The sequence below is a fragment of the Malikia spinosa genome (genome assembly GCF_002980625.1).
GTDB lineage: Bacteria > Pseudomonadota > Gammaproteobacteria > Burkholderiales > Burkholderiaceae_C > Malikia > Malikia spinosa.
Map to the genome: position 1 here is coordinate 166,896 of NZ_PVLR01000016.1, position 10,264 is coordinate 177,159.

Here is a 10,264-nt window from a genome sequence, read left to right on the forward strand (position 1 = left end):
TTGCGGATCAGCGGAACTGGCTCAGGAAGCGGATGTCGCCGTCGAAGAACAGGCGCAGGTCGTTGACGCCATAGCGCAGCATGGTCAGGCGGTCCGGGCCCATGCCGAAGGCAAAGCCGATGTAGCGCTCGGGGTCGAGGCCCATGTTGCGCACCACGTTCGGGTGCACCTGGCCGCAGCCGCCGACTTCGAGCCAGCGCCCGGCCAGCGGACCGCTGGCAAACGCGATGTCGATCTCGGCGCTCGGCTCGGTGAAGGGGAAGAAGCTCGGACGGAAGCGCAGCACCAGGTCATCCGACTCGAAGAAGGTGCGGCAGAAGTCGGTGAAGACGAACTTCAGGTCCTTGAAGCTGATGTTCTCGCCGATCCACAGGCCTTCGCACTGGTGGAACATCGGCGAATGGGTCGCGTCGCTGTCGACGCGATAGGTGCGGCCCGGCACGATGACGCGGATCTCGGGCATCGCGCCGCCAAACGGCAGGTCGGCCGGCGCACCGGCCGCCTCGCGGTGGCGCTTGACATGCTGGACCGCATGGCGCACCTGCATCGGGCTGGTGTGGGTGCGCAGCAGGTTGGGCTCGCCATCCTTCACGCCTTCGACGTAGAAGGTGTCGTGCATCGAACGCGCCGGGTGATCCTCGGGCGTGTTGAGCGCAGTGAAGTTGTACCAGTCGCACTCGATCTCGGGACCGTCGGCGACCTCGAAACCCATCGAACCGAAGATGGCCTCGATGCGCTCGAGCGTCAGGCTGACCGGGTGCAGGCCGCCGTTGCCGCGCACGCGGCCCGGCAGCGTCACATCGAGCGACTCGGCCTGCAGCTGGCGCTGCAGCTCGGCCTCGGCCAGGGCGGCACGGCGCTCGTTGAGGGCAGCCTCGATCGCCTGCTTGGCGACGTTGACGGCCGCGCCACGGGTCTTCTTCTCTTCCACGCTCAGGGCAGCCATGCCCTTCATGAGTTCGGTCACGCGACCGCTCTTGCCCAGGAACTGGGCCTTGGCGTTTTCCAGGTCGGCGGGGGTGGCGGCTTGCGCGAACAGTTCGCGCGCGGCGCTCACCAGGGCATCGAGGTCGTTCATCTCAACGGTCCAACAGCGGATTGCGGGCAATCCAAAATGAAAAAGGGCCAGTGCCTTATCGGCGCTGGCCCTCAAATGCTCGGGTTTCAGGTTGCGCTAAAACCCGGCGTCCATCAGGCGGCCAGCTTGGCCTTGACCTGCTCGACGATAGCAGCAAAAGCTGCCGGGTCGTTCACGGCCAGATCGGCCAGCATCTTGCGGTCGACTTCGATCGAAGCCTTCTTCAGGCCGTTGGCGAACTGGCTGTAGGTCAGGCCCAGGGCACGCGCACCGGCGTTGATACGAGCGATCCACAGACGGCGGAACACGCGCTTCTTGTTGCGGCGGTCACGGTAAGCGTACTGACCAGCCTTCATCACCGCCTGTTTGGCGATGCGATAGACGTTACCGCGGCGGCCGCGGAAACCTTTGGCTAAGGCCAGGACTTTTTTGTGACGGGCACGTGCGGTGACACCACGTTTGACGCGAGGCATAGTTCTCTCCTAGTTCGTCGTTGAATTACAGGCCCATGCCGGGCAGCATCTGTGCCATGTGACCCATATTGGTCTCATGGACATTCACCGCACCGCGCAGATGGCGCTTGTTCTTGGTGGTCTTCTTGGTCAGGATGTGACGCTTGAAGGCTTGACCGCGCTTGACGGTACCACCCGGACGAACGCGAAAACGTTTCTTCGCACTGCTCTTGGTCTTCATCTTGGGCATTGGAATGCTCCTTATGGTTTGTGCTCGTGAGGCGCCGCGAACCTGATCGCAGTCTTGTTGGCCCCGAGCCACTTGGTAGTGCGCCACGGAATCAACCGTGACACATTGCGGTACCGAAGTACCGCGGGACCCCGTTCGGCGACCAACCGATCAGGACCCGAGAAACTAACGTTCGATCAGCTCGCGGCCGGAGCCGGAACTGCAGCTTCTGCTGCCGGCTTGGCAGCGCCGCCGCCGGCCTTCTTGCGGCCCGGTGCGATCATCATGATCATCTGACGGCCTTCGAGCTTGGGGAACTGCTCGACGATGATGGTGTCGCCCAGTTCGTCGCGGATGCGCTGCAGCAGCGCCATGCCGATTTCCTGGTGCGTGATCTCGCGACCGCGATAACGCAGCGTGATCTTGCACTTGTCGCCTTCTTCCAGGAAGCGGCGCACGTTGCGCATCTTGATCTGGTAGTCGCCTTCATCGGTACCGGGACGGAACTTGATTTCCTTGATCTCGATGACCGTCTGCTTGGCCTTCGCTTCCGCAGCCTTCTTCTGTTCCGCGTACTTGAACTTGCCGTAGTCGATCAGACGACAGACCGGCGGGTTCGCCATGGCGGCAATTTCCACCAGGTCGACGTCCAGGTCGCCTGCCATGCGCAGGGCTTCATGGATGCTGACGACACCGATGGCTTCGCCTTCAGGGCCCGTCAGGCGCACTTCGGGCGCCATGATCTCACGGTTCAAGCGATGCGCGCGCTCTTCGCGTTGGCGACGGTCGCGGAAGTTGGGGTTGGTAGCGATGGTAAGACCTCGATTCGTAAAGCCGCAGCGCGGCACTTGTGCCGCGCATGCCGATACCCAGACGCAGTTATGGCGCCGGAGTCAAGGCGGCAAGTTTAAGCCTTGTTGGCGATCTCCGCAAGGATGCGAGCGGAAAAATCTTGCAGCGCCAGCACGCCGAGGTCCTGGTTGCCGCGTGCACGCACCGCCACCGCGCCGGCTTCCTTCTCCTTGTCGCCGACGACCAGGATGTAGGGCAGCTTCTTCATCGCGTGCTCGCGCACCTTGTAGTTGACCTTTTCGTTGCGCAGATCCAACGCGACGCGCACGCCGTGGGCTTCGAGCTTGGCCGCCACTTCGCGGCAATAGTCGGCCTGGGCGTCGGTGATGTTGAGCACCGCGACCTGGACCGGCGCCAGCCAGACCGGCAAGGCGCCGGCATGCTGCTCGATCAGGATGCCGATGAAGCGCTCCAGGCTGCCGACGATCGCGCGGTGCAGGATCACCGGGCGCTGGCGGCTGCCGTCCTCGGCCACATACTCGGCGTCGAGGCGCTCGGACAGGTTGAAGTCGACCTGGATCGTGCCGCACTGCCATTCGCGACCGATCGCGTCCTTCAGCGTGTACTCGATCTTCGGGCCGTAGAAGGCGCCGTCGCCCTCCGAGATCACGAACTCGCAACCCGAATGGCGCAGGCTGGCCATCAGTGCCTGCTCGGCCTTGTCCCACAGCTCGTCGGAGCCGATGCGCGCGGCCGGACGGGTCGAGACCTTGTACAGGATGTCGCTGAAGCCGAAGTCGGCGTAGACCTTCTTCAGCACCTGGGTGAAGGTGTCGCACTCGGCCAGGATCTGGTCTTCGGTGCAGAAGATATGGCCGTCATCCTGGGTGAAGCCGCGCACGCGCATGATGCCGTGCAGGCCGCCCGAGGGCTCGTTGCGGTGGCACTGGCCGAACTCGCCGTAGCGCAGCGGCAGGTCGCGGTAGCTCTTGATGCCCTGCTTGTAGATCAGGATATGACCCGGGCAGTTCATCGGTTTCAGGGCGTAGTCGCGCTTTTCCGACTCGGTCACGAACATGTTGTCGCGGTACTTGTCCCAGTGGCCGGTCTTCTCCCACAGACCCTGGTCCAGGATCTGCGGACCCTTGACCTCCTGGTAGCCATGGTCGCGATACACCTTGCGCATGTACTGCTCGACCTGCTGCCAGACAGTCCAGCCCTTGGGGTGCCAGAACACCAGGCCCGGCGCGTGGTCGTCGATGTGGAACAGGTCGAGTTCGCGGCCCAGCTTGCGGTGATCGCGTTTCTCGGCTTCTTCCAGGCGGGTCAGATAGGCCTGCAGGTCGTCCTTGCTGGCCCAGGCGGTGCCGTAGATGCGCTGCAGCATCTCGTTGCGATGGTCGCCGCGCCAGTAGGCGCCCGCCACCTTCATGAGCTTGAAATGCTTGAGCTTGCCGGTGCTCGGCACATGGGGGCCGCGGCACAGGTCCTCGAAAGCGCCTTCGCGGTACAGGCTGACATCCTCGTTGCTCGGGATGCTGGCGATCAGCTCGGCCTTGTAATGCTCGCCCAGGCCCTTGAAGTAGTCGACCGCCTCGTCGCGCGGCAGCACGCGGCGCTGCACGGCCTCGTCCTTGTTGGCGAGTTCGGTCATCTTCTTCTCGATCGCGACCAGGTCATCGGGCGTGAACGGGCGCTTGTACGAGAAGTCGTAATAGAAGCCGTTGTCGATCACCGGACCGATCGTGACCTGCGCCTCGGGGAACAACTGCTTGACCGCATAGGCCAGCAGGTGGGCGCTCGAGTGGCGGATCAGCTCCAGGCCGTCGGCGTCCTTGGCGGTGACGATGGCCAGGCCAGCGTCCTGCTCGATACGGTAGCTGGTATCGACCAGTTTGCCGTCAACCTTGCCGCCCAGCGCGGCCTTGGCCAGGCCGGAGCCGATCGAGGCCGCGACCTCGGCCACCGTGACCGGGCCGGGAAACTGGCGAAGTGAGCCGTCGGGAAGCGTGATGTTCAACATAAGGATGTCCAGAAACGGAAAACGCGGCCGGGGCCGCGTTGAGGAAAGCTCAATGCTAGTGCCCGATTTTTACACAAAACGGCTGCCGACCTGCCGGCGGCGCGGGCGCGGGCTCAGTCCTGGTACAGCTCCAGCGGCAGGCCGTCGGGGTCGGCAAAGAAGACAAAGCGGCGCCCGGTGTACTCGTCGACGCGGACTTCCTCGACCGCGACCCCGCGCGCCTCAAGCTCGGCCTTGCAGCGCGCGACATCATCGACCGCGAAGGCCAGATGGCGCAGGCCGCAGGCTTCGGGACGGGTCGGCCGGGCCGGCGGCTGCGGGAAGGAGAACAGCTCGATCTGGCTGCCGTCGGGCAGCGCCAGGTCGGTCTTGTACGACTGGCGCTCGGCGCGGTAATGCTCGGCGATCAGGCGCAGGCCCAGAGTCTCAGTATAGAAACGTTTGGAGCGCTGGTAGTCCGAGCAGATGATGGCGATGTGGTGAATGCGGCGCAACATAGGCCGGCCAGTATCGAAGCCAGCCACAGCCGCGTCAAGCCGCTGGCGCGACCGTAACCCCGTCGATACCGTGGCGCTGCAAGGCTTGCGCGACGAAGCCGGACGCCTTCATGGCCTCGACGAAGGCCGCGACATGGTCTGCTGCCTGCTGGCCCGCTGCCTTGGCGGTTCCCATCGCCTGCCGGATCACCATGAAGCGCCCGGGCAGCAGGCGCAGGCCCGGCAGGCGCGCCGCATCCATCTCAAGTTGCTGCTTGACGCCGGCAGCGACCTCAAGCCTCTGCTCCAGGAAGGCCGGCACCACATCGGGCGACGAAGGCGCGCGCACGATCTCGGCGGCCTTGAGTTCGCGGCTCAGGAACAGGTCGTAGGCGCTGCCCTTGCCGACGGCGACGCGCAGGCCGGCACGATCAACCTCCTCGTTGGCCTGCAGCGGCGACTCATCGCGCACCAGGTAGGCGCCCTCGATCAGCAGATAAGGCGCGGTGAAGGCGATCTCGGCGCCGCGCGCGGGGTCAACCGCGAAGAAGCCGATGTCCGCCCTGCCCTCGTTCACGGCAGCGACCGAATCGGCGGCCTTCTCGACCAGCAGGAATTCGGCTTCGACGCCCAGGCGGCGCGCCAGCTCCGACGCGAGATCAACCGAGACGCCGACGGGCTGGCCGGACTGGTCATCCCGCTTGGCGAGGATGGGGTTGCCGAGGTTGATGACGGCGCGCAGGCGGCCGGTCGGGGCCAGGGAGGAAAGAACAGAAGGGTGGGCTATCATGATTCAGACAAGGATCAGAACGACAGGATTCTCATCTTGAACGATTTCAGGCCGCTGACGACACCCGGCCGCTCCAGTGCTGGAATCGACTTGGCCACAGGCTTCACTCAAAAGGACCCGCTGCAATGAAAGCCATTCACCTGCGTGCCCCGGCCGCACTCGACCAGCTGCAACTGTGCGACGACACCGATCCGGGCGTGCCGGGTCCGGGGGAAATCCGCGTCCGCATTCATGCCAGCTCGCTCAACTTCCATGACTATGCGGTGGTGATCGGTGCCATGCCGACGGCCGATGGCCGCATCCCGATGTCGGACGGCGCCGGCGTGGTGGAAGCGGTGGGACCGGGCGTGGAGGAATTCCAGGTCGGCGACCATGTCGTTTCCTGCTTCTTCCCTGGCTGGCTCGATGGCGGCCCCAAGGTGGCAGACTTTTCCACCGTGCCGGGCGACGGGGTTGACGGCTATGCCTGCGAAGCGGTCGTCCGGCCGGCACATGGCTTCACCCGCGCCCCGGCAGGCTTCAGCCATGCCGAAGCCGCCACCTTGACGACGGCGGGGCTGACGGCCTGGCGCGCGCTGGTGGTCAATGGCGGACTCAAGGCCGGCGACAAGGTGCTGGTGATGGGCAGCGGCGGAGTTTCGGTGTTTGCGCTGCAGTTCGCCAAGCTCATGGGCGCCACCGTGATCGCGACCTCGTCCTCGGACGACAAGCTCGAACGCTTGAAGGCACTGGGCGCCGACCACGTCATCAACTACCGGACCCAGGCGGACTGGGGCGCCAAGGCGTTCGAGCTCGCGGGCGGGCAAGGGGTGGACCATGTGGTCGAGATCGGTGGCCCGGCCACCCTGCCGCAATCGATCGCCGCGCTCAAGGTCGGCGGCCATATCGCCTTGATCGGGGTCCTGACCGGACTCAGCGGCGAGGTGCCGACGGCAGCCTTGATGGCCAAGCAGGGCCGACTGCAGGGCCTGATCGTGGGCAACCGCGAGCAGCAGCTCGACATGGTGCGCGCCATTGAAGCCAACCAGATGCGACCCGTGATCGACTGCAGCTTCCCGCTGGAACAGATTGCCGACGCCTTCCGGCACCAGGCCTCGGGCCGGCATTTCGGCAAGATCGTGCTCGAGTTCTGAGCCCCGATCCGATCAGATTTGATCGGCGTCGTTCATCGGATAGGGGTCGGCCACGTAGGCCGGTCCCTTCATCGCCAACACGATGAAGGCGTAAATCCCGACCGTGAGCAGCACCGTCCAGTGCAGGATGATCAGGCTGATCACATAGATATCGACCATGCCCGGCATGCCCGGGCCTTCGCTGCTGAACTCAAACCAAATGGCAAGCCGGGACAGCAGGGAAGGCAGCAGCAGCAACAGCGTGCCGACCCAGGCGATCCGGGGCAGGCGCCGCAGAGTAACCCGCTCGGCACCGGCTGGGGTTTGCTGGAAACCCGGGAGCTTGTTGAATAGTCCGGCCATGGGTGTCGATGCTACAAGCCCAGGTCTTGCTTGTCCAGGACAAAACCACGGAACTGGGTCGAGCTTGAGGCCAGCCAGGAGGCCGTGGACCTCAGGAGAAACTGCTTACACGCAGGTTTGTACGACTGGTTTCGATCCGTAGCTGACGTTCGACACCGTACCTCAAAGCAGTCATCGTCCGAGGTGCACGACCCTGAACTGCGCGCGCCTCGTGCATGAACTCGCTCTATGCACCGACTATAGTGCCCTTAAGAATGCGCTCGCGGCTTGGCTTCAATTTGTGAAGTGCTCGAAACAGGCGAGCCGGATTTCACGGAACTTTACACCTGTATACTTTCAGTGAATTGACCGCAAATCCAGGCTACAAGTCACTTTCAGGAGAAATTCGTGCTCAGATCATTCCGAATTGCCAATGCTTACCCCGAAATTTTTGCGGGGTACATTACATTAGATATCAAGAAAACCTAAGAGGAGAGCGACGATGAGCAGTCCTAAAATGTGGGTTCGAAATATGTACACGGGACCGGGAGGTGGTGCTTATACCGGTCCCGGTGGTGGCTTGTACACAGGCCCCGGTGGTGGCGCTTACACAGGGCCTGGGGGCGGCATGTACACCGGTCCGGGCGGCGGTGCTTACACCGGACCTGGAGGTGGCCTATATACTGGCCCAGGAGGTGGTGCTTACACGGGTCCCGGCGGAGGCTTATACTCGGGGCCAGGCGGAGGCTTGTACTCTGGTCCGGGAGGAGGGTTATACACGGGGCCAAGTGGCGGCATGTACACCGGACCTGATGAAAATCCGTATATGGCAATAACGCCCCCTTGGCCACTGATGGTCGCCTTGCTTCGTAAAATAAATATGAATGCACAGGCCGATGCAATTGCTAAGGCACTGGTAAGTATCGGCTGGCGCGGGTAAAGCAAGGGGGGATTTAATTCATTCCGTCATATACAAGTCATGAAGCCCCTATAAATCAACAACTTATAACCCCCCTGTGGAAAATTTTTCCTGAAGTTAATCCCTATGAAAATCAGTCACTTACGAGATTTTGACCACAGCCAAGTTCAGCGGAAAGTGACTCACGTATAACGGAATCCATTTAATCCGCGGCGAGCATGAAATCATCTCATTTATTTTCGAAGACAAGCAGTTTTCTGACGTCGTCTTTCCTGATAGGCATGCAACTCGCCGCTCTCAATTAACTCAAATGTTGCGATTTTTGCTTCAGTAACTGACGGAAAATATTTATTTCCAGTTCTACCATCCAAGCAGATTTTGCACACAGAATCTTGCTCTATTATTTCAATATAAAGTCGTTTGTGCTGAATTGCATGGCGGTTTCCCCCATTTTGGCGCCACCGAGTGGAAAATATAAAAGTTTCCAGGCGATTTAAATATCGTCGGCGCGACTCCATCACGCCACTCGCAACTTGAGTGGAAGTAAGATTATCGCAACAGACCTCCCCAACCTCCATTGAAGCCCAAGCTTTATGGGTAACAAGAAAAGCGTAGCGTATAGATTTTCCGCAACACTCACAAGTTCCATCGAGGTTACCCAGATCGTCCCATCCGACATGTTCCCACCCGAATTTTGGTGGAATTATCCCGTGCTCAGCGGCATGACATCCCTTGCAAACCGTCATACAAAGTTGATATGGATACTCCCATGGCTTTCTTCCTTGAAAGTATTCTTTGTGATGCACTTGAAGAATTACCCCTTCAGACTCCTTGCGTCCACATAGCGTGCATGCATGATTATCTAATCGGATAACTTCACGCCGAAATGAGTGCCAATCTTTGCTACGGTATGCATTCATATGGAAACGGCCAATCAACTAGTCAAATTACCCCAAAATCCAAAGAGCGCAGAATATCAACATTTACCAATAAAATATCGAAGCATGGCCGTTGGAGGCATCCACATTGAACTAACAGTTAGGCTTAGAGTACGATCTCGCACCCTTCATGCCAATCTACGACGGTAGCACTTGAAACACGGAAGCATAAGAAAATATCATTTGAGCAACTCATCGATCTTTGTGATATTGAGCGGCGACCTGCCATTTCCTGCTTTGAAGATTTCAGAATATCCCATCTTATCGAGGGCAGATAAGGCTTTGCCGTTCATTGCATAAATGATCGGAATGCCATTATTAGATTCGATTTCCCAGTAACCCTTCTGGGCCAACTCAGGGCTACCGAAGGAAATGCCGCAGCGTACAACATGTCGAGAATCGACAAGGCTGTACACACACTTTGTGTAAGAGGCATTCTCTGGCTTAACCTTGGTTATGTACGCCAGTTCTAGGGAAGGTCTGCACAACCCCTGCTGACGCCGAAGTTGCGTTGTAATTTTTCAGATAGTGGAAGTTTCAGAGCATTTCATGGCGTTTGAGAGCCCATTTCGTCCCTGTCGCCGGCCTTCTTGCGAGCTTCGGGCGCACTCATCCCTGGGCCATGTTCAAAAGCCGCTTGCGCGCCATCCACAGATTACTCAGCGCAAACAGCGTCATCAGGTTGGCCGTGTTCTTGGCCAGTCCCCGGTACTTGACCTTGACGTAGCCGAACTGCCGCTTGATGACCCGAAACGGGTGTTCCACCTTGGCCCGGATGCTTGCCTTGGTCTTCTCCAGCTTCTCCAGAATGGCTCCCATCGGCGTGTCTTTGTCCAGCACCTGGCGCTTGCTGGGCATCATGGCCACATGCCAGTTCACCTCAGGGTGCTTGTCCTGCACTTCTGCTCGCTTCTCGACGCCCCGGTAGCCCGAGTCCGCGAAGACGTCGGTTTCCTCGCCGTGCAGCAGCTCGTGCGCCTGCGTGATGTCGTGTGCGTTGGCAGCCGTGGTGGTCACGGTGTGAACCAGGCCAGAATCAGCGTCCGCCCCGATGTGGGCCTTCATGCCGTGGTGCCACTGGTTGCCCTTCTTAGAACGTGTTCAAAGTCTCCG

Annotated in this window: 10 protein-coding genes and 1 pseudogene; 1 reads left to right on the forward strand and 10 read right to left on the reverse strand. The window is 60.7% G+C overall.

Annotation, left to right across the window (positions count from 1 at the left end; translation table 11 throughout):
- Window positions 1-7: 7 nt before the first annotated feature.
- The 7 genes from pheS to C6P61_RS07040 all read right to left on the reverse strand — a co-directional run bounded on the left by pheS (window position 8) and on the right by C6P61_RS07040 (window position 5,840).
- Window positions 8-1,078, reverse strand: coding sequence for a phenylalanine--tRNA ligase subunit alpha (pheS, locus tag C6P61_RS07010; RefSeq protein ID WP_105729204.1), 1,071 nt, complete (start codon window positions 1,076-1,078; stop codon window positions 8-10).
- Window positions 1,079-1,191: 113 nt separating this feature from the next.
- The gene (rplT, locus tag C6P61_RS07015; protein ID WP_105729205.1) at window positions 1,192-1,551 is read right to left on the reverse strand and encodes a 50S ribosomal protein L20; all 360 of its coding nucleotides are present in this window, start codon (window positions 1,549-1,551) and stop codon (window positions 1,192-1,194) included.
- 25 nt (window positions 1,552-1,576) lie between these two features.
- Window positions 1,577-1,780, reverse strand: coding sequence for a 50S ribosomal protein L35 (gene rpmI, locus C6P61_RS07020; RefSeq protein WP_105729206.1), 204 nt, complete (start codon window positions 1,778-1,780; stop codon window positions 1,577-1,579).
- Between the two features lie 176 nt (window positions 1,781-1,956).
- Window positions 1,957-2,571: a translation initiation factor IF-3 gene (gene infC / locus C6P61_RS07025; protein ID WP_280524130.1), complete on the reverse strand. Its 615-nt coding sequence runs from the start codon at window positions 2,569-2,571 to the stop codon at window positions 1,957-1,959.
- Window positions 2,572-2,666: 95 nt separating this feature from the next.
- The gene (gene thrS, locus C6P61_RS07030; RefSeq protein WP_105729208.1) at window positions 2,667-4,574 is read right to left on the reverse strand and encodes a threonine--tRNA ligase; all 1,908 of its coding nucleotides are present in this window, start codon (window positions 4,572-4,574) and stop codon (window positions 2,667-2,669) included.
- 113 nt (window positions 4,575-4,687) lie between these two features.
- Window positions 4,688-5,071: an SMU1112c/YaeR family gloxylase I-like metalloprotein gene (gene gloA2 / locus C6P61_RS07035; RefSeq protein WP_105729209.1), complete on the reverse strand. Its 384-nt coding sequence runs from the start codon at window positions 5,069-5,071 to the stop codon at window positions 4,688-4,690.
- Window positions 5,072-5,105: 34 nt separating this feature from the next.
- On the reverse strand, window positions 5,106-5,840 hold the full coding sequence (locus C6P61_RS07040) for an ABC transporter substrate-binding protein (protein ID WP_105729210.1): 735 nt from the start codon (window positions 5,838-5,840) through the stop codon (window positions 5,106-5,108).
- A gap of 125 nt (window positions 5,841-5,965) precedes the next feature.
- Between C6P61_RS07040 and C6P61_RS07045 the strand changes: the two genes are divergently transcribed.
- On the forward strand, window positions 5,966-6,973 hold the full coding sequence (locus C6P61_RS07045; protein ID WP_105729211.1) for a zinc-dependent alcohol dehydrogenase family protein: 1,008 nt from the start codon (window positions 5,966-5,968) through the stop codon (window positions 6,971-6,973).
- Window positions 6,974-6,985: 12 nt separating this feature from the next.
- Here the strand turns inward: C6P61_RS07045 and C6P61_RS07050 are convergent, their stop codons facing one another.
- From C6P61_RS07050 to C6P61_RS07060, 3 genes and pseudogenes are all read right to left on the reverse strand, one after another.
- Entirely contained in the window at window positions 6,986-7,315 is a 330-nt protein-coding gene (locus C6P61_RS07050) for a hypothetical protein (protein ID WP_105729212.1), read from the reverse strand.
- A gap of 2,015 nt (window positions 7,316-9,330) precedes the next feature.
- Entirely contained in the window at window positions 9,331-9,567 is a 237-nt protein-coding gene (locus C6P61_RS17600; RefSeq protein WP_146114981.1) for a hypothetical protein, read from the reverse strand.
- Between the two features lie 193 nt (window positions 9,568-9,760).
- Window positions 9,761-10,249 (reverse strand): annotated as a pseudogene (locus C6P61_RS07060) (IS5 family transposase); the annotation flags it as partial.
- Window positions 10,250-10,264: the final 15 nt, after the last annotated feature.